Annotated in this window: 17 protein-coding genes; 13 read left to right on the top strand and 4 right to left on the bottom strand. The window is 61.2% G+C overall.

The genetic code is table 11. From position 1 onward, the window contains the following. Positions 1-71: 71 nt before the first annotated feature. The 9 genes from J7E41_RS14510 to J7E41_RS14470 all read left to right on the top strand — a co-directional run bounded on the left by J7E41_RS14510 (position 72) and on the right by J7E41_RS14470 (position 11,949). Complete coding sequence (locus J7E41_RS14510) at positions 72-1,865, top strand: ABC transporter ATP-binding protein (RefSeq protein ID WP_214993835.1); 1,794 nt, start codon at positions 72-74, stop codon at positions 1,863-1,865. Continuing rightward, positions 1,859-3,628, top strand: a complete 1,770-nt coding sequence (locus J7E41_RS14505) for an ABC transporter ATP-binding protein (RefSeq protein ID WP_214993834.1) — start codon at positions 1,859-1,861, stop codon at positions 3,626-3,628. Before J7E41_RS14510 ends, J7E41_RS14505 begins: the two co-directional genes overlap by 7 nt. Continuing rightward, complete coding sequence (locus J7E41_RS14500) at positions 3,625-4,569, top strand: ABC transporter permease (protein ID WP_214993833.1); 945 nt, start codon at positions 3,625-3,627, stop codon at positions 4,567-4,569. Before J7E41_RS14505 ends, J7E41_RS14500 begins: the two co-directional genes overlap by 4 nt. Then, the gene (locus J7E41_RS14495; protein ID WP_214993831.1) at positions 4,566-5,516 is read left to right on the top strand and encodes an iron chelate uptake ABC transporter family permease subunit; all 951 of its coding nucleotides are present in this window, start codon (positions 4,566-4,568) and stop codon (positions 5,514-5,516) included. The genes J7E41_RS14500 and J7E41_RS14495 overlap by 4 nt, the downstream gene beginning before the upstream one ends. Next, on the top strand, positions 5,513-6,295 hold the full coding sequence (locus J7E41_RS14490; RefSeq protein ID WP_214993829.1) for an iron ABC transporter ATP-binding protein: 783 nt from the start codon (positions 5,513-5,515) through the stop codon (positions 6,293-6,295). The genes J7E41_RS14495 and J7E41_RS14490 overlap by 4 nt, the downstream gene beginning before the upstream one ends. Next, positions 6,292-7,275, top strand: a complete 984-nt coding sequence (locus tag J7E41_RS14485; protein ID WP_214993827.1) for a siderophore ABC transporter substrate-binding protein — start codon at positions 6,292-6,294, stop codon at positions 7,273-7,275. The genes J7E41_RS14490 and J7E41_RS14485 overlap by 4 nt, the downstream gene beginning before the upstream one ends. Before the next feature lie 163 nt (positions 7,276-7,438). Further along, positions 7,439-9,709 carry a TonB-dependent receptor gene (locus J7E41_RS14480; protein ID WP_214993824.1) on the top strand — a complete coding sequence of 757 codons (2,271 nt, stop codon included), beginning with the start codon at positions 7,439-7,441 and terminating at the stop codon, positions 9,707-9,709. A 231-nt stretch (positions 9,710-9,940) separates the two neighbouring features. Beyond that, a complete protein-coding gene (locus J7E41_RS14475) occupies positions 9,941-10,909 on the top strand; it encodes a hypothetical protein (protein ID WP_214993822.1) in 969 nt (322 codons plus the stop codon). Beyond that, positions 10,906-11,949, top strand: coding sequence for a DUF2157 domain-containing protein (locus tag J7E41_RS14470; RefSeq protein WP_214993820.1), 1,044 nt, complete (start codon positions 10,906-10,908; stop codon positions 11,947-11,949). The genes J7E41_RS14475 and J7E41_RS14470 overlap by 4 nt, the downstream gene beginning before the upstream one ends. A gap of 58 nt (positions 11,950-12,007) precedes the next feature. On the opposite strand, the gene mug is transcribed toward J7E41_RS14470, so the two are convergent. Next, on the bottom strand, positions 12,008-12,517 hold the full coding sequence (mug, locus tag J7E41_RS14465; RefSeq protein WP_214993819.1) for a G/U mismatch-specific DNA glycosylase: 510 nt from the start codon (positions 12,515-12,517) through the stop codon (positions 12,008-12,010). 181 nt (positions 12,518-12,698) lie between these two features. Between mug and yghU the strand changes: the two genes are divergently transcribed. After that, entirely contained in the window at positions 12,699-13,550 is an 852-nt protein-coding gene (gene yghU / locus J7E41_RS14460) for a glutathione-dependent disulfide-bond oxidoreductase (protein WP_214993818.1), read from the top strand. Positions 13,551-13,572: 22 nt separating this feature from the next. Here yghU and J7E41_RS14455 read toward each other — a convergent pair whose 3' ends face one another. Beyond that, positions 13,573-14,010: an N-acetyltransferase gene (locus J7E41_RS14455; protein WP_214993817.1), complete on the bottom strand. Its 438-nt coding sequence runs from the start codon at positions 14,008-14,010 to the stop codon at positions 13,573-13,575. 22 nt (positions 14,011-14,032) lie between these two features. Then, a complete protein-coding gene (locus tag J7E41_RS14450; protein ID WP_214993816.1) occupies positions 14,033-14,695 on the bottom strand; it encodes an ArsR/SmtB family transcription factor in 663 nt (220 codons plus the stop codon). Positions 14,696-14,809: 114 nt separating this feature from the next. Between J7E41_RS14450 and J7E41_RS14445 the strand changes: the two genes are divergently transcribed. Both J7E41_RS14445 and J7E41_RS14440 read left to right on the top strand, forming a co-directional pair. Then, positions 14,810-15,301: a DUF2938 domain-containing protein gene (locus J7E41_RS14445; protein ID WP_214993815.1), complete on the top strand. Its 492-nt coding sequence runs from the start codon at positions 14,810-14,812 to the stop codon at positions 15,299-15,301. A gap of 63 nt (positions 15,302-15,364) precedes the next feature. After that, positions 15,365-16,288, top strand: a complete 924-nt coding sequence (locus tag J7E41_RS14440) for a LysR family transcriptional regulator (RefSeq protein ID WP_214993814.1) — start codon at positions 15,365-15,367, stop codon at positions 16,286-16,288. Here J7E41_RS14440 and J7E41_RS14435 read toward each other — a convergent pair. Next, positions 16,191-16,889 (bottom strand): TetR/AcrR family transcriptional regulator, encoded by a 699-nt coding sequence (locus tag J7E41_RS14435; protein ID WP_214993812.1) that lies wholly within the window; start codon positions 16,887-16,889, stop codon positions 16,191-16,193. The genes J7E41_RS14440 and J7E41_RS14435 overlap by 98 nt on opposite strands. Positions 16,890-17,027: 138 nt before the next feature. Here J7E41_RS14435 and J7E41_RS14430 point away from each other — a divergent pair, with 138 nt between their 5' ends. Then, positions 17,028-18,251, top strand: coding sequence for an MFS transporter (locus J7E41_RS14430; RefSeq protein WP_214993810.1), 1,224 nt, complete (start codon positions 17,028-17,030; stop codon positions 18,249-18,251). Positions 18,252-18,257 lie beyond the last annotated feature (6 nt).

Here is an 18,257-nt window from a genome sequence, read left to right as displayed (position 1 = left end):
CGCAAAACCCCGAACGCAAAGGAAGTCAGGCTGGCCTTCAGGCTACCTGCAGTGGTTATTCAGGAGAGCTCATGAGTGTTAAAGATGAACCCGCCGCTACTGGCTCGGTATCCCAGGTACTCAGGCCCATACGTGGGCGACTGATTATCGCGGCGGTACTGGCCGCCATCGGCACCATGCTGACGCTGGTGCCCCTGGCCGGCGTCGCCCATATCGCACAGTTTGCGATGGGCCAGGCCGACGTCGCTACCGCCTGGGGCCAGATGCAGGATCAAGTCTGGCGGGTTGTCATCATCAGTCTGGCCTGCCTGTTCCTGGGGATGACGCTGATCTCGATGGGTGAAATGGTCGCGCACCTGGCCGACAATCACATCACCGGCCATTTGCGCCGGGCGATTACCCGCCGACTGGCCAAGGTGCCGCTGGGATGGTTTACCAGCCGGGCGTCGGGCGAAGTCAAGCAAGCGATGCAGGATGACATCGGCACGCTGCACAGCCTGACCGCGCATTTCTTCACCACGCTGGGCCGCACTATCGGCGCGATTGTTATCTCTATCCTCTATCTGTTTGCCATGGACTGGCGCATGGCGATTGTCTCGCTGCTGCCGTTCCCGCTGTTTTTCCTGTTCTTCTCCAGGGCCACCAAGGCCAGCGGGGCGAACATGCAGTCATTTGGTGCTGGCATGGCGCGCATCAACAACGCGGTGGTTGAGTTCGTCAACGGTATTCCCGTGGTCAAGGCCTTCGGTGTCGAGGGCAAGGCTCATGGTAGCTACCGCGAGGCGGTCGATGGCTTCGCTGAGGCGTTCACCGATTTCACCCGGCCGCTAGTCAGTGCGATGGCCAACGCCCACGCGATGATCGCCCCGGTGGCGGTACTTGGCGTGGTGCTGGCGTTTGGCACTTTGTGGGTGAGCCTGGGCTGGATCACGCCGGTCGAGGTGTTGCCTTTCGCTTTGGTGGCGCCGGGAATCTGCGCGCCACTGCTGCTGCTGAGCTACGTCACCCACGACTTGAACAATGCCACCGGCGCTGCCCAGCGCGTGCATACCCTGCTGCAAACACCGGTGCTGGAAACCTTGGCGGGCGCCGCGCCGACGCTGGCGGACAATACCGAAATTCGTGTCGAGCAACTCGGCTATAGCTACGACGGCCAGACCCCGGTGCTCAAGGACGTCAGCTTCACCCTCAAGCCTGGCACGGTGACGGCGATTGTCGGTGCTTCCGGCTCCGGCAAATCGACCCTGGCCCGCCTGTTGCTGCGCTTCTTCGACCCGAGTGAAGGGCGCATCACCCTGGGTGGCGTCGACCTCAGGCAGATCGAGAGCGCGCAGTTGTACCGGCGCATTGGCTTTGTGCTGCAGGAAGTACGCCTTATCCATGCCAGCCTGCGCGACAACATCGCCCTGGGCCGCCCCTCGGCCAGCCAGCAGGAAATCGAAGACGCCGCCCGCACCGCCAATATTCACGAGCGCATCCTCGCCTTGCCACGCGGTTACGACTCGGTGATCGGTGAGGATGTGCAGCTTTCCGGCGGCGAGTTGCAGCGCGTGAGTATCGCCCGCGCCGTATTGCTGGATCCACCAGTGTTGGTGCTCGACGAAGCCACGGCGGCAGCCGATGCCGAGAATGAAGTGAAGCTCCAGCAAGCGCTGTCGCGATTTGCCCAGGGCCGCACCTTGATGGTGATCGCGCACCGGCTCGATACGGTGATGCACGCCGACCAGATCATCCTGATCGACAACGGCACGATCTGCGAGCAGGGAAGTCACCACGAACTGCTCGCCCGCAAAGGCCGCTACGCCCGACTGTGGGCGCTGGGCGGCTACGAACAGGCCAAGGAACAGGCGGTATCGTCATGCTGAAAACCTTTATTCAACTGCTGGGTGAAGATGCCCCGGTACTGCGCCGCTACCTGTGGATGACACTGGTCTACGGCCTGCTCTGCGGGCTGACGATTGTCACCCTGGTGCCGGTGCTCACCCATCTGCTGGGCAGTGATGTGCGCTCAGCAGGGCAATGGCTGATCGCCCTGGTGATCGGTGTGGTGGTGTGCTGGGCGCTACGACGCACAGTGGAGAAAGCCGGTATCCGTGTCGGCATCGCCGTTCTCCAGCGTGGCCGTCATCGGCTCGGCGACCATGTGGCGCGCCTGCCGGTGGGCTGGTTCACCGCACAAAACACCGCGCGGCTGAGCCATGTGACCTCCCAGGGCATGATGGAAATGGCCCAGCTTCCCGCTCACGTTTTCACGCCGCTGATCACGGGCGTGGTGACGCCGGTAGTGATCCTTGTTGCGTTGTTCGCCTTGCATTGGCAGATGGGGTTGATCGCACTGGTGACACTGCCGATCCTGTTCGGTGTCTTTGCGCTGACCGCTCACCTGGGTCAGCGTGCCGACCAAAGCTTCCAGCACAACGCCGCGCATGCCAGCCAGCGCATGGTTGAATTCGCCCAGGCGCAATCGGTGCTACGCGCCTTCAATGGCGAGGACGGCGGTACCCGGTTTCTCGAACAGGCCATCGGGCGCCAGCAGCAGTCTGCACAGCGGCTGATTCACGTCTCGGCGATGTCGGTGGTGTTCAACGCCTGGGCGGTACAGGCCGGCTTCGCCGTCTTGCTGGTGGCCGCCACGCTATGGCTCGGTGATCAGTTGGGCGCAAGCCTGGAACCGGGCTCGGTCATCGCCGTGATTGTGTCGTTGCTGCTGGTCAGCCGCTTCATCGACCCGCTGCTGGAGGTGGCCGGTTATAGCGAGGTGCTGCGTGGCGCGCGCGGTCAGCTGGATGCGGTGCGCGGGATCTTTGCGGTCAAGCCCTTGCCTGAGCCGCAGGCCCCGCAAGCGCCGGTCGATGGATCCGTCGAATTGCGTAATGTGAGCTTCCGCTATGCCGAGGACCAGGCTGATGTACTGCGCGACGTCAGTCTGCGTATCGAGCCCGGCAGCATGACGGCGCTGGTCGGAGCTTCCGGCTCGGGCAAGACCACCCTAGTGCGGCTGGTTGCACGCTTCTTCGACGTGACACAGGGCAGTGTGATCGTGGGCGGTGTGGATGTCCGCCAGATGTCCAGTGAACAACTGGCCGGTCAGATCAGCCAGATTTTCCAGGACGCTTACCTGTTCCAGGGCAGCATCGCCGACAACATCCGTATCGGCAAACCCGATGCCAGCGATGCCCAGGTGATGGAGGCGGCAAGACAAGCCGGAGTCGTGGAGATCATCGAACGCCTGCCTCAAGGCCTGGATACACCAGTGGGCGAGGGCGGGGCGCGATTGTCTGGCGGTGAGCGTCAGCGGATTTCCATCGCCCGTGCACTGATCAAGGACGCGCCGATTCTGTTGGTTGACGAGGCCACCGCTGCTCTAGACGCCGAGAACCAGGCCGCCATCGCTGAAGCGTTGGCACGTTTGCGCGGTACCCGCACGCTGATCGTCATTGCGCACCAATTGTCGACGGTGGCCATGGCCGACCAGATTGTGGTGCTTGATCACGGGCAGGTCAGCGAACAGGGCTCCCACACGCAATTGAGTGCCAAACCAGGGCTGTACGCGCACTTTCTCGCGCAACGCCGATCCGCGAAAGGCTGGCGGATTGCCGGGGCGCCTGACAGTGAGGGCAGTTCTTGAGTCGTGCAGCCTTACTGATCCTGTTTGCCGTGCTCTGTTGCCTCTCGTTGATGGTGGGGGTCAAAGAGGTTTCCTGGACGGCACTGTTCACGTTCTCCGATGACGCCTGGCTGACCCTCACTGCCAGCCGCCTTCCGCGCCTTGCCGCCCTGATTCTGACCGGGGTAGGGCTGGCCGTGTGCGGTGTGATCCTGCAGCAGATCGTGCGCAACCGCTTCGTAGAACCGGCGACTTCCGGCGGGCTGGATGCAGCAAAGCTGGGGATTCTGATTTCACTGACGGTGGCCCCCGCCGCCGGTGCGGCCGGCCGGATGCTGTTTGCCCTGGCGTTCTGCTTTGCGGCGAGCCTGCTCTATGTCGCGATCATCCGCCGTATCAAGTTCAAGAACACGGTGATGGTTCCGGTCATCGGCCTGATGTACGGCAGCGTCTTGAGCGCCATCGCCGAGTTCTACGCCTACCGTCACAACATCTTGCAGAGCATGCAGGGCTGGATGCTCGGTGACTTCTCGAAGATCGTCCAGGGTAACTACGAGATCATCTATCTGATCTTGCCGATCGTGGTGCTCACTTATCTATTCGCGCACCGCTTTACCGTACTCGGCATGGGCGAGGGCATGGCCAGCAGCCTGGGCTTGAATTACACCGCCAACGCGGCACTGGGGCTGATGCTGGTGGCAGTCACCGTCTCCGCCACGGTTATTACCGTGGGCGCGATTCCCTTTGTCGGGCTGGTGATTCCCAACCTGGTGGCGCTGCACTACGGCGAGAACCTGGAGCGAACATTGCCCATCGTCGCCTTGTGCGGCGCGTCGCTGTTGTTGGCGTGCGACATCCTCGGCCGCTTGCTGATCTACCCCTTCGAAGTGCCCATCGGCCTGACGGCGGGCAGCGTGGGCGGTGTGTTGTTCCTCGTGCTGCTGATCAGGAAGTACACATGAGAGGCGTGATTACCCGCTATGGCCTCTGGGGGCTGGTGCTGGTCTTGGCGGTGGCGTTCCTGTTGCTGGGCTCAGGTTTTGACTTCGAGTACGTCATTCCCAAGCGGCTGACCCGTTTAGCCGCGATGGGCATTGCCGGGGTCTGCATTGCCTATTCTTCGGTGATTTTCCAGACCATTGCCGGCAACCGGATACTGACGCCGGCGATCATGGGGTATGAGGCGATCTACCTGCTGTTCCAGGCCCTGCTGATCCTGGTGTTGGGCACCCAGAGCCTGGTGCTGCTGGGGCGTAACGGCAATGTGTTGTTGTCGATCCTGCTGATGCTTGCCTATTCGTGGCTCATTCACCGTTGGCTGTTCCGTGACGGACGCAACAACGTGTACCTGCTGCTCTTGCTAGGGCTGGTACTGAGCATGGTGATGGGGACCTTTACTCAGTTTATCCAACTGAAGATCAGCCCCGGCGAGTTCTCGATTTTCCAGGGCTTCAACTACGCCTCCTTCAACAAGGCACAACCCGGGCAAGTGATCTATTCGGGCCTGTTGGTGGCGGTGGTGTGCTTTATCGCGCAAAGAGCCCTGCCGGTGCTCGACGTGCTTTCTCTGGGGCGTGACCAGGCGATTTCCCTGGGGGTCGATTATCAGCGCAGCGTGCGCCTGCAACTTGCGCTGATCGCGATTCTGGTGGCGGTATCCACCAGCCTCGTCGGGCCGACGGCGTTCATGGGCGTGTTCGTGGCGAACATCACCTATGCGCTTGCCCGCACCGCCCGGCATAGGGTGACGCTGCCCATGAGCTGCGCCATCGCCATCGGCATTTTCATCGTCGCCCAGTACCTGGTCGAGCAGATGTTCAACTACAACACCTCCGTCAGCATTCTCATCAACCTGGTGTGTGGCGTGTATTTCCTCGCGCTGATGGTTCGAACCCGAGGCGCCCCATGATTTCCCTCAGTCACGTTTATAAGGCGTATGGCAACAAGCACGTCCTGAGCGACGTCAGCGTTCAGTTCCCGCCAGGGCAGGTGACCTCCTTGATTGGCCCCAACGGCGCAGGCAAGACCACGTTGCTGATGTTGATCGCCCGCCTGTTGGCACCGACCCGGGGCGACCTGCTGATTGGCGGGCGCAGCATTGCGGATGTGCCGATCCGCGACTATGCCAAGCGTGTCGCCACCTTGCGCCAGTCCCCGGATTTCAACCTGCGGCTGACCGTTGAAGAACTGGTGGCTTTCGGGCGCTTCCCCTACAGCCGTGGAGCGCTCACCGCTCACGATCGCCAGGCCATCGACGAGGCCATCGAATTTCTGTCGCTGCAACCGCTGCGCCTTTCTTACATCGACGAACTCAGCGGCGGGCAGCGGCAGATGGCGTTCCTGGCGATGACCATTGCCCAGCAAACCGATTACCTGTTGCTGGACGAGCCGCTCAACAACCTCGACATGAAGCACGCGGTGCAGATCATGCGGGCCCTGCGCCGCCTGTGCGACGAACAGGGGCGCACGGTGATCCTGGTGGTGCATGACATCAACTTCGCCGCCAATTATTCCGACCATATCGTGGCCATGAAAAACGGCACGGTGCACTGCCGTGGCCCGGTGGCGGAGGTCGTCACCGAAGCCCGCCTGCGTGATCTGTTTGATCTGGATTTCGAGATCCTGCAGAGCGAGCAGGGGTTCGTCTGCAACTACTTCAACCCATCACCGTCAAGGGAGCTGATATGAGCACCGGTAACGCAAAAAGAATCTGTGGGGCACTGCTGGCAGTCGCTGTGGCGGCCGGTCTGCAAGGGTGTGACAAGCCGTCGGCAGAGGCGCCCGCGCCAACCATCGCGCAGGCGCATTACGAGCCGATCAAGATCGAGCACCCGCTGGGTACGACGCTGATCACCAAGCTCCCCGAGCGCGTGGTGGCCTTCGACATGAGTGAGCTCGATACACTCGACCAACTGGGCGCGCCGGTGGTGGGCATCGCCAAGGACTACGTCGCGAGCTTCCTCGTCAAGTATCGCGATGACCCGAACATCAGGGATGTGGGGTCGACCATCCAGCCCAACCTTGAGCGCTTGCATGCCCTCAAGCCCGACCTGATCCTGATCTCGCCGCTCCAGGCGCAGAGTTACGCGGAGTTGAGCCAGATCGCGCCGACGGTCTATGACGATATGGACCTGACCAATAAGCAGGGCAATCTGATCACCACCGCCAAGAACCATTTGACCACCCTGGGTCACATCTTCGGCAAGGAAGAGCTGGCCCGGCAGAAAGTCGCGGAAATGGACGCCAAGGTGGAGCAGACCCGGCGCGTGACCGAGGGGCGCCCCGAGAAAGCGCTGATCGTGCTGCATAACAATGGAGCCTTTACCTCTTATGGGGTGAAGTCGCGCTACGGCTTTATCTTCGACACCCTGGGCGTTAAACCGGCCAGCACCGACATCGAGGCTGGCTTGCATGGCCAGCCGATTTCCAATGAATTTATCCAGCAGGCCGATCCCGACATTCTCTACGTGATCGACCGCACGGCGGTGATGGAGCGGCGGCCAGCGCTGGATATGAAGAGCCTGGACAACCCGCTGCTGCGCAAGACCAAAGCCTGGAACAACGGGCATGTGATCTTTGTCGATGCCCAGACCTGGTACCTGTGTACTGCCAGTGTGACGTGCCTCAATCGCATGGCTGACGAGGTGGTTCAAGGCTACAAGGGCTGATCCGCTACGCGTACTGGCAGCACACAGGGCGGGTACCATTTCGGTACTCGCCCTTTTTTGTAAAAAATATCTGAATGCTAATGATTGTTATTGAGGATTTCGCGTTCTGGTTCGGAAAACCCAGTGAATACATTCCAACTCTCCGAATCGAAAGGAATCCAGCATGTCGGAACGCTGTCGCCAACATCGCGCCACCCCTGATTCTCCGCAGGCTGCGCAACGCTTTACTTTGAATCGTACGTTCACTGCCGTGCAGATGGCGTTGTTGCTGGGGCTGACGGGGACTTCCATGGCCGTGGTCGCTGCGCAACCCGCCGAGCAGTCGAAGCAGGCTCAAGAGGGCAGTGGCAGCCTGGAGCTGTCTGAAACGCTGGTTGAGGGGGCCATGAACTCCGCCGCAGATCTGCCGCCGGTTTACGCGGGAGGGCAGGTTGCCTCCGGTAGCCGTGTCGGGCTGTTGGGCAACAAGGATTTCATGGAGACGCCGTTCAATACCATCAGCTATACGGACGAGTTCATTCAGAACCGCCAGGCGCAGGATATCGGTTCGGTGATTGGTGCGACCGATCCTTCGGTGTACGTGCCCACCAAGCGCAGCAACTTTGAAACCTTTTTCATTCGCGGCTTTAACAGTACTGCCGATGACATCACCTTCAACGGGTTGGTGGGCATGGCACCAAACATGCGCGGTTCTACCGAACTGGCCGAGCGTGTGGAAGTGCTCAAAGGCCCTTCCGCGCTGCTCAACGGCATGCCACCCAGCGGTACGGTGGGTGGCAGCATCAACCTGGTACCCAAGCGCGCGGGCGATGAACCGCTGGCACGCTTGACCACCACTTATGAGTCCCGCGGCCTGGGCGGCGTGCATGCAGACCTGGGGCAGCGCTTCGGTGACCGGAAGCAGTTTGGCGTGCGCTTCAATGGGGTTTACCGTGACGGTGATACGGCAGTGGATAATCAACAGCATAAAATGGCGCTGTCCTCCCTCGGGCTGGACTGGCGCGGCGAGCGGGCTCGCTTGTCGGCCGACTTCTATAAGCAGCGTGAGCGTATCGACGGCCTCAACTACTTCGGGATCAACACGATTGGCCCCAACGTCACCCACCTGCCCAGCCCCAAGAAGGGCGATTACGCGCTGGCGCCAGATTGGGCCTACACCATCAACAACACCACCACCACGATGGTGCGGGGCGAGTATGACCTGACGGATTCGCTCACCGCCTACGCGGCGTGGGGGCAGCGTGATGGTGGTTACAACGCGCTGATCAACTCAAGCACCCTGGTTAACAACGCGGGTGAAATCAGTTCTTCGGCGATTCGCTCGATCCGCAGCGGCACCCAGCAATCCGGTGAGGCTGGCTTGAAGGGCAACTTCCAGACAGGCCCCGTGGACCACGCCTGGACCATCGCCGCGACGCGCTACACCTCCGATAACAGCTTCAAGGACGCCAGGGCCGGGATTCCCGGTACCACTAACTACGACAACCTGGATTTCGGCAACGCACCGACCTTCCCGGGTTACGGCGTAACCACGTCGCAAATCAAGGCCGAACTGGGCAGCTATGCAATCGCCGATACCTTGTCCTTCGCAGATGGCCGTGTGCAGTGGACCGTCGGCGCCCGTCGCCAGCGCGTGCAAAACACCAACGCCGCGTACAGCCCAACCGGCGCCACCACGAAAACCAGTTATGACGAAAGCCGGGTTTCGCCGGCCACCGCGCTTCTGGTCAAGGTGACAGACAAGGTGTCGCTCTATGCCAACTACATCGAAGGCCTGAGCCAGGGCGGTACGGCACCAGTGTCGGCAGTGAACGTCGGTGAGGTGATGCAGCCCTATCGGACCAAGCAATACGAGGTCGGCGCCAAGGTCGATCTGGGGACCTTCGCCCATACCGTCGCCCTGTTCCAGATCGAGAAGCCCAGCGCCTCCACCGATCCGGTGACCCTGATCTACAGCGTCGATGGTGAGCAGCGCAACCGTGGCGTGGAATGGTCGTTCTTCGGCGAGTTGCAACCGAGATTGCGCCTGATGGGCGGGGCGACCTACACCCAGGCAGAAATGACCAAGGTGGTCACCGGCGGCGTCAAAGACAAGCAAGTCACTGGTGTACCCAAGGTGATCGCCAAGCTGGGCACTGAATACGATCTCCTCGACGTACCAGGGCTGACCCTGACCGGCAACGTCAACCATACGGGCAAGCAATACGCGACCAACGATCATCGGGTGTCGCTGGACTCGTACACCACCTACGATGTGGGTGCCCGCTATGCCTTCAAGGTCGAGACCAAGCCGGTGACCTTGCGCGCCACCGTGCAGAACGTCACCAACAAGGCGTACTGGCTCGGCTCCTGGAACGGCGGCGATGGCAGCGGCCTCTCCGGTGGCTTGGGTGCCCCGCGTACCGTACTGCTCTCGGGTACGGTGGATTTCTGACGGTTCATCAGCCAGGAACCCCGGGTCAAATCCGGGGCCCGGCGCCAGATGTACAGAGAAGCCTGCAGAAATGCAGGCTTCTTTGCTTTGGGTTTCGCGGTCTCGTTTGAAAAAGCAGGGAGCCCCTGCGCCGTTATTCACTATGCTTTCGTTGCAGAAACAAGCACGCCCCCATTATCCGAACAATTAACGCAGCGCCTGACCCTCATGAGAAAAACCACGCAGCAGCTAATGGTTCACGAAATTGCCGACTGGCAGCACCGAGGTTTGATCGACTCGCAAACCCGGGAGCGGCTGAGCGCGCCTTATCAGCGCCCCGGCCAACTGTTGTCGACGGTGTTGCAATGGCTGGGCATCGGCGCGGTATTGCTGATTGGCATGGCCATTCTGGGTGGGGTGAGCTTTCTCAGTGAGTCGGTCACCCTCGGTGTGGTGCTGTTTTTTATCGCCGGTGGGGTGTTGTGGTGGGTGGGGGTGCGTCTGGCGCGTGATCCGGCCGGGCGTATGCCGGTGACCGGTGTGGCTATCTTGACCATCGGCCTGATGCTGATCGGTGGCAGCCTGTTACTCGGTGGTATTGGTGACGAGGAGGGCGGGTTGGATCGTATCCCTCTGGCGCTGCTGGTCACCGCCTTGCTGAGTGTGGCCACGGCCTATCGTTATCGCCTGCGCTGGCCATTGTTTCTGGGGTTGCTGTGCGTCTTCCACGGCCTGGGCTCCTGGGAGCGGTATGCCGGCGGTGGCTCCTATACATTCGGCATCCAGGACCCGCGCGCCATGGCGGTGATCGCCGGGCTGGCAGCGCTTCTGGGGCTTTGGCACCAGCAGGCGGAAGAAGGGCCGCTGCGCCACTTCAGCGGTTTCGGGCGTTTGTATGTGATTTTCGGATTGCTCTACTTCAACTGTTCGCTGTGGTTTCTCAGCCTGGAGAATTACAGCTCGTCCCCGTCGGGGCTCTGGATACTGCTGTTCACCCTCGCAGCCATCGGCCAGTTGGTGATCGGCGCACGCTTCAAACACCCCAGCTTCACCGGTTTCGGCGTGGTGTTTCTGGGTATCGACCTGTACACGCGTTTTTTCGAATACGCCTGGGACCGCCTGAGTGTCGCGGCGTTTTTTGCGGCTGCCGGGGTAGTGGGTGTTTTGCTGGGATGGGTGTTTGAACGCGCGGCGCTACGTGCCGGGGAGGATCGGTCATGAGCCCGGATCGCCGCAATCGACAGGTCCACGATGCCCTTGATCAATGGCTGCGCGAGGGGCAGATCGATCCCGCTGCCCACAGCCGTATCGGTGAGCTGTATCCCTTGACCCGATGGGACTGGCGCTCACTCGGACGTTGGTTTCTGACCTTCGGTGCCATCAGCCTGGCGGCCGGTGTGCTGTTGCTTTTGCGCGAGCACCTGACGTTCACCCTGCCCAAACTGGCGATCAGCCTGTCGGTGCTGACCCTGAGTCTGTTCGCCGTCGGGCGCTGGTTGCCTGGCAAAGGCTTGAGAATGCTGGGCAGCACCGCCGAGCTGCTGGGCGGCTTTGCCCTGATCGGCGTGAGTTTTGTGGTGGGCATGATCTATTCGGACGGCTCCGGTAACTGGCCGGCGCTGCTGTTGATCGATCTGCTGGTGCTGCTGGTGCTCAGCTATGCCTTGGGCAATGTGTTGCTGCTGACGTTGTGCAGCGTGTTGTTTTTTGTCTGGTTTGGTGGCCGCAGCGGCTATGTGTCCGGCTGGGGCGCCTACTGGTTCGGCATGAACTATCCGCTGCGTTTTCTCGGCGCTGCGGCGGTGCTGGTGGCTGCGGGGGCGGTACATCTACGGTGTGAGGCCGGGTTGCTGGCCCGCTACAGCGGGTTTGCCAAAGTGTGGATTTCCTGCGGTTTGTTTGTCGGCGAAATGTCCCTGTGGTTGCTATCGCTGTTTGGCAGTTACGACTTGATCGACGGGCCGTGGCATTTTGCCGAGGACGGTGAGTTGTTGATGTTCAACCTGCTGTGGGCCGCCGTCAGCCTTGGTGTGTTGGCGTTGGGCCTGCGCCTGCGGTTCGGCATGCTGGTGGGGTATGGCGTGACATTTTTGATCATCCAGTTGTACACCCTGTTCTTCACCCAACTGGCCGATACCCTGGGTTGGTTGCTCAGCTTGCTGATTGCCGGTGGCGGTTTGCTGGTGCTGGTGATCTGGCTGGAATCGCAGCGCCAGAAGCGTCGATCAGCTCAAGGCCTTGAAGGACATACAGTGCGATGACGCTGAGCCAGCCGATGGGCGCGCAGGCGATCAGTGACCTGATCGGGGACCGCACAGATTAGCGCTCTGCCGCCAACCGCAATTGGCGGTAAGCACTCACCAATTGCTCCAGGGAAAACCCACGATTGAGCCCGCTGGGGTTGGGTAAAATCCATACCGACGCGCCCCCGAACGCCTGTGGCTGTAGCCCCCAGGCAATATCCCGTTGGCCGGACAACGCGCTGTACGCCGCCTTACCGAGAAACGCCACGAAGCGTGGCGAGTAGCGCGCGACCTTCTGTTCAAAATTCACCGCCGCTGCCTTGAACTCATGCAAAGACAGCTGATCCGCGCGGGCGGTGGGCCGTTCAACGACGGTGGTTAACCCGCATCGAGACTGCAAAATGCTTCGATCGTTTTCCGGGCGTATTTCTTCTGGAGTAAAACCGGCCAAATGCAGCGTGCGCCAGAAACGATTACTGCGGCCCGCAAAGTGGTGCCCCTGAGCGACGGCCGTCATGCCGGGGTTGATGCCGCAAAACATCACCGCCAGATACTTGGCCAGAATATCTTCAAGTCCTTCAGCCATCTCGAACCTCACCCATCGCTCATTCCGCCAGGTTGCCAATTAACCATTCGCTGAAGTTCTGCGCCAGCGTGATTTTGCGCTCGGTGCAGGTGGCGGCGGCATCCATTGTGTGACCAGTCACCAGCCTTTGGTTTAGTCTGGATCAATGCATTGATCCGCTGGCACCTTGGGAGTACTGAACATGAGTGATTCATCTGACTACCTGCCGCCCACAGTCTGGACCTGGGACACCGAGAACGGCGGTACCTTCGCCAGCATCAACCGGCCCACTGCCGGTGCGACCCACGATCAGGACCTGCCGGTGGGGCGTCACCCGCTCCAGCTGTATTCCCTGGCGACGCCGAATGGGCAGAAGGTCACGATCTTGCTGGAAGAGCTGTTGGCCCTCGGTCATCAGGGCGCGGAGTACGACGCGTGGTTGATCCGGATCGGCGAGGGTGACCAGTTTGGCAGCGGCTTTGTGTCGGTGAACCCGAACTCGAAGATTCCCGCCTTGATGGACCGCAGCGGTGCGAAACCGATCCGGGTCTTCGAGTCGGGGGCGATCTTGCAGTACCTGGCGGAGAAGTTCGGCGCGTTCCTGCCCACCGAACCGGCTGCTCGGGCTGAATGCCTGTCATGGCTGTTCTGGCAGATGGGTAGCGCGCCGTATCTGGGGGGCGGCTTTGGCCATTTCTATGCCTATGCGCCGACCAAGATCCAGTACGCCATCGACCGCTTTGCAATGGAAACCAAACGTCAACTCGATGTGCTGGACAAGCAACTGGCCGTGAGCGAATACATCGCCGGTGATGAGTACACCATTGCCGATATCGCGATCTGGCCGTGGTACGGCGGCCTGGTCAAAGGCCGGTTGTATGGGGCCGCCGAATTCCTCTCGGTGCAGGACTACAAGCACGTCGTGCGTTGGGCTGATGCCATCGATGCACGCCCGGCAGTACAGCGTGGGCGTAGGGTCAACCGCGTCTCCGGGGAGCCTGCCGAGCAGTTGCGCGAGCGCCATGATGCGGCGGATTTTGATACGCGGAGTTGAAGCACCCTGTGATGGTGACGGATTACTGAGGATGAGTGCCGACGGTACTCATCAAGTATTCCGGTTGCCCGGTCTGTTCGTCGGTCTGCTCGTGGGTCACCACAAACCCTTGCGAAAGATAGAACTGGCAACTGGGTTGGTTGTTTTTATAAACCGCCAGGGTCAGTACGGCGCGTTGTGTTTTGGCATGGGCAATCAATTGTTTGCCAATCCCTTGGCCCTGGGAGTCGGGGGCGACAAACAGTGCGGCCAATTGGCTGTCGAGCAATGAATAAAACCCCACCACCCGTGTTTCGCGTTCAATGACGCAGGTCTCTGAGGCGGGGAGATACAAGTTGCGCATGTTCTCGACCTGGGACCGCCAGAAGGTGGGGTCGATAAAGTCATGGGCTTTCAGCGAGGCATCCAGCCAGATATCCAGGACGGTATCCAGGTCACGCGGTTCAAGGTTTCTGATCATGTCGTTTCCATGGTTTTGCGATTCATTCCACGCTCAGGCCAGCCGCTTTCCAGTCGTCAAACCCGGCGCGCAGCCTGCGGGCGGGCAGGCCATGAGCATGCAGTGTGTTGACGGCTTCGGTGGACAGTACGCAGTAAGGCCCGCGACAGTAGGCGACGACCTGTCTGCCTGGCGGCAGCTCTGCCAGCCGCTGTTGCAGCTCTTGCGCGGGGATATTGAGCGCGCCGGGCAAGTGCCCTGAGGCGAATTCATCTTCCGGCCGCACGTCCAGCAGCACCACGCTCTCGCTTTGCATCTGCGCCAGTAAATCTTCGATGGAGATGCCTTCCAGGCGTTCACGCCGGGAGAGACTGTCCAGGGCTACCTCGCGTATCTCGGCATGCTGGAACGCCAGATAGTTGCGCAGTGCTTCCAGCAGCGGTGCCACCGGACCGGCGCCCAGGCTATACAGCACGCGCTTGCCGTCCCGGCGCGTCTGTACGATGCCCGCCCGCTTGAGCTGCTGCAAATGCTGGGAGGCATTGGCGACAGACACGCCGGACAGTTCGGCCAGGTGTTCGACAGAGCGCTCCTCTTGAGCGATGTACTCAAGCAGGGCGAGGCGATGGGCATGGCCCAGGGTTCGGGCAATTTCCGCCAGCGCGGTGCAGTGCTCGGGAGGGAGTGGGGGGCTTGACGGTTTCATGGGAAAGATCCTAGCATCCACCAAACATTCAATCAATTAATTGAATGTTTGGTTTGGTGAGAAGATTGGCTGATCTGCTGCTCTCACTTTCAACGATCAGAAAGGAACAGCAGCATGGCTGAATATTTTGTGTACGCGGTGGTGATCGGTGTCGGCGCAACCTTCGTCATGGACCTTTGGGCGCTGTTGCTCAAGCGCTGCTTTGCCGTGCCCTCTCTGGATTTTTCCATGGTGGGTCGGTGGGTTGGCCATCTCCCGCGTGGACGCTGGATGCACGCCAGTATCGCGAAATCTTCGCCTATTGCCGGGGAAGGTCCACTGGGGTGGGGGATTCATTACGCCATCGGGGTTATTTTTGCGGCGTTGCTACTGCTGATCGTGGGGCTTGAGTGGGCACGCCAACCCTCGTTTCTGCCCGCCCTCACTTTTGGCGTGGTCTCGGTTGTGGCTCCGTTCTTCGTGTTGCAACCGGCGATGGGGGCGGGCGTTGCAGCCTCCAGGACACCCAAGCCCAATGTTGCTCGGTTACGCAGCCTCGCGGGCCATGCCGTCTTCGGTGTGGGGTTGTACCTGACGGCTTGGGTGATGGTGCTTGTTGGACGTTGATGGTTGTATTGATGTGTCAGGGATAGAGTCAGGTACTTGGGTTGATAGGCGGTGTAACGACTTATGAAGCGCCATTTTGAAGACGTGCAGTTGGGTAGCATCGAACTGTTTTGCCTGGCTGCCGAGGCCAAAAGCTTTACCGCCGCCGCACAGGTGGCGGGTGTCACGCCGGCCGCGATCAGCCGCAGTATTTCTCGCCTTGAGGAGCGCCTGGGGTCGCGGTTGTTTGTCCGCACTACCCGCAGCATTCGCCTGACGGACGCGGGCCGGATTTTTTTCGAGCAGTGCCGGCAAGCGTTGACGCAATTGGTGGAGGCGCAACAGGAGGTGATGGGCGCGCAGTCGGTACCGTCCGGACTGCTGCGCATCAGCATCCCGACCACCTACGGCCATCACCGGATCTTGCCGTTGCTGCCGAAGTTTCGCGCGCTTTACCCGCAGGTCACGGTGGATGTGCATATCAGCAACCGCAACATCGATTTCGTCGCCGAAGGCTATGACCTGGCGATCCGCGTGCGCGCCCAGCCGGACTCAGGCCTGATTGCCCGCTTGCTGGAGGACGCCCGGCTGGTGGTGATCGCGGCGCCGTCCTACCTGCAACGTGCCGGTACGCCCCAGACCCTGGAGGATCTGCCTGCCCACGAATGCATCCAGTACGAGTTGCCGAGCAATGGGCGACGCATCGCCTGGCTGTTCCAGGTCAACGGCAAAGAGCAGGAATTTGCCGGGGAGGCCGGTTACAGCTGCTCGGACGATGTGCTGGGCGGTGTAACCCTGGCCAAACATGGCGCCGGGTTGTTCCAGACCTACCGGTTCATTGTCGAAGAGGAACTGGCCAATGGCAGCCTGGTGGAGGTACTGCAGCCTTACGGCGGCCGTTCGCGGCCCTTTACCTTGTTGTATCCCCATGGTCGTTACGTGCCGCATCGGGTCCGTGCGTTCGTGGACTTTCTGTTGCAGTACCGCGATGAGTGGGCGGCGCGGTAGCGGCTGACAGATCCCAGGTCAGCATGAGGTGGGAGATGGCGGCATCAATCACCTCATGGCCCACGCCATCCCGGGCGAGGATGGAAATCCCCTGGAGGAAGCTGTCGAACACCGTGGCCAGGGCGTGGGCATTGGCCGGTAATTGCCCGGCCGCGATGCCGCGTTCGACACAGGCCACGATCCCGGCACGGGTACGCAGCCGGGAGTGGGTCAGCGCTGCGGTGACATGGGCATTCTCTGGGGAGGGCGCGCTCATCACGCCCATGGCGACCATGCAGCCTTTCGGGTGACTGTCTTCACACTGCATGCGCGCCGACTGGCGCAGCGCCGTTTCGATGGCTTGCCGGGGCAGCAGGGTTGCATCCCACAGGCATTCGGTGACCTGGGCAAATGTCGCCAGGTAGCGTTGCACGCATTCCTGGAACAGCGCGTCCTTGGAACCGAAGGCGGCGTAAAAACTTGGTGCGGAAATCCCGCCACCCAGGCCGGCTTTCAGTTGGCTCAAGGAAGTGGCGTCGTAGCCGTGCTCCCAGAACAGGTGCAAGGCCTGTTCGATGGCTTGATCGCGGGCGAAGCTGCGGGGGCGTCCCATCTGCGCCATGACGAAATCCTCTGAGTGATGATTTAAATACTAGTCGATACATAAGTCGTTGACAACGGCAGTTCGCCGCTTCAACATTTGTACTGATCAGTATTTAAGTGGCTCGTCGAGCCTCTCTCAGCCCAGGAGCCTCTTCCCGTGACCCCTTCAATCTCTCTATCAGCCGACGCTGTACCTGAGCGCCTGCCCATCGGCGCCTTATTGGCCCTGGCGATGACAGGCTTCATCTGCATCGTGACCGAAACCTTGCCGGCAGGCTTGCTGCCGCAAATCAGCGATGGTCTGGCCATTTCCCAATCCCTGGCCGGCCAGATGGTCACGGCCTATGCCTTGGGGTCAGTGCTGGCGGTGATCCCGCTGACCATCGCCACCCGCGGTTGGCGCCGACGCAATGTGCTGTTGCTGACCATCGTCGGATTTGTGCTGTTCAACTCAGTCACCGCGCTGTCGTCCCACTATGGGATAACGCTGGTGGCACGCTTCTTCGCGGGAATGGCCGCGGGCCTGGCCTGGAGCCTGCTGGCCGGTTACGCCCGGCGCATGGTAGCGCCTGATCAACAGGGCAGGGCGCTGGCGCTGGCCATGGTCGGTACGCCGATTGCGCTGTCACTCGGCGTGCCCCTCGGCACGTGGCTGGGCAGCGTGGTGGGCTGGCGCACCGCATTCGGCATCATGTCGGCCATGACTCTGATATTGATTGTCTGGGTGCTGGTGAAGGTGCCGGACTATCCCGGGCAAGCGGCCCACCAGCGCCTGCCGCTGCGCAAAGTGCTGACCACGCCGGGAGTACGGCCGGTATTGGCCGTGGTGATTGCCTGGATGTTGGCCCACAACATTCTCTACACCTACATCGCGCCGTTCGTGGCGCCTGCCGGGCTGCTGGAGCGCGTGGACCTGGTGCTGCTGGTCTTCGGCGTGGCGGCGTTGGTGGGCATCTGGGTCACCGCCAAGTTGGTCGAACCGTTGTTGCGCAGGACGGTGCTGGTCAGCCTGGCGACCTTTGCCGCGACGTGCCTGGCGTTTGGTTTCCTGGCCGAAGTGCCGGAGGTGATCTATATCGGTGTGGCCATCTGGGGCCTGAGTTTTGGCGGCGCCGCGACCTTACTGCAAACCGCCCTGGCGGATGCAGCCGGTGATGGAGCAGATGTGGCGCTATCGCTGAACGTGGTCGCCTGGAACAGTGCCATTGCCGCCAGCGGCGTGGTCGGCGGGATCCTGCTGGATACCTGGGGCGTGGCCTCGTTTCCGTGGGCGATGCTGGTGTTGCTGGCGGTGGGTTTTGCGATTGCCTGGACGGCTCGGTCCCATGGCTTCAAGCCTGGCCGGCGAGCGCACGGCAAGGCGGCGGTCACGGCACACTGAGATACG

This window comes from Pseudomonas fluorescens, assembly GCF_018614655.1.
GTDB lineage: Bacteria > Pseudomonadota > Gammaproteobacteria > Pseudomonadales > Pseudomonadaceae > Aquipseudomonas > Aquipseudomonas fluorescens_BX.
Note: the sequence above shows the minus strand (reverse complement) of the source record. Positions and strands in the feature narration are given on the sequence as shown.

Coding starts and splice junctions, on each gene's coding strand:
- yghU (WP_214993818.1), top strand. CDS start 12,699: ATGAGTGATTCATCTGACTACCTGCCGCCCACAGTCTGGACCTGGGAC.
- J7E41_RS14495 (WP_214993831.1), top strand. CDS start 4,566: ATGAGAGGCGTGATTACCCGCTATGGCCTCTGGGGGCTGGTGCTGGTC.
- J7E41_RS14440 (WP_214993814.1), top strand. CDS start 15,365: ATGAAGCGCCATTTTGAAGACGTGCAGTTGGGTAGCATCGAACTGTTT.
- J7E41_RS14510 (WP_214993835.1), top strand. CDS start 72: ATGAGTGTTAAAGATGAACCCGCCGCTACTGGCTCGGTATCCCAGGTA.
- J7E41_RS14450 (WP_214993816.1), bottom strand. CDS start 14,695: ATGAAACCGTCAAGCCCCCCACTCCCTCCCGAGCACTGCACCGCGCTG.
- J7E41_RS14470 (WP_214993820.1), top strand. CDS start 10,906: ATGAGCCCGGATCGCCGCAATCGACAGGTCCACGATGCCCTTGATCAA.
- J7E41_RS14475 (WP_214993822.1), top strand. CDS start 9,941: ATGGTTCACGAAATTGCCGACTGGCAGCACCGAGGTTTGATCGACTCG.
- J7E41_RS14490 (WP_214993829.1), top strand. CDS start 5,513: ATGATTTCCCTCAGTCACGTTTATAAGGCGTATGGCAACAAGCACGTC.
- J7E41_RS14485 (WP_214993827.1), top strand. CDS start 6,292: ATGAGCACCGGTAACGCAAAAAGAATCTGTGGGGCACTGCTGGCAGTC.
- mug (WP_214993819.1), bottom strand. CDS start 12,517: ATGGCTGAAGGACTTGAAGATATTCTGGCCAAGTATCTGGCGGTGATG.
- J7E41_RS14455 (WP_214993817.1), bottom strand. CDS start 14,010: ATGATCAGAAACCTTGAACCGCGTGACCTGGATACCGTCCTGGATATC.
- J7E41_RS14505 (WP_214993834.1), top strand. CDS start 1,859: ATGCTGAAAACCTTTATTCAACTGCTGGGTGAAGATGCCCCGGTACTG.
- J7E41_RS14435 (WP_214993812.1), bottom strand. CDS start 16,889: ATGGCGCAGATGGGACGCCCCCGCAGCTTCGCCCGCGATCAAGCCATC.
- J7E41_RS14480 (WP_214993824.1), top strand. CDS start 7,439: ATGTCGGAACGCTGTCGCCAACATCGCGCCACCCCTGATTCTCCGCAG.
- J7E41_RS14445 (WP_214993815.1), top strand. CDS start 14,810: ATGGCTGAATATTTTGTGTACGCGGTGGTGATCGGTGTCGGCGCAACC.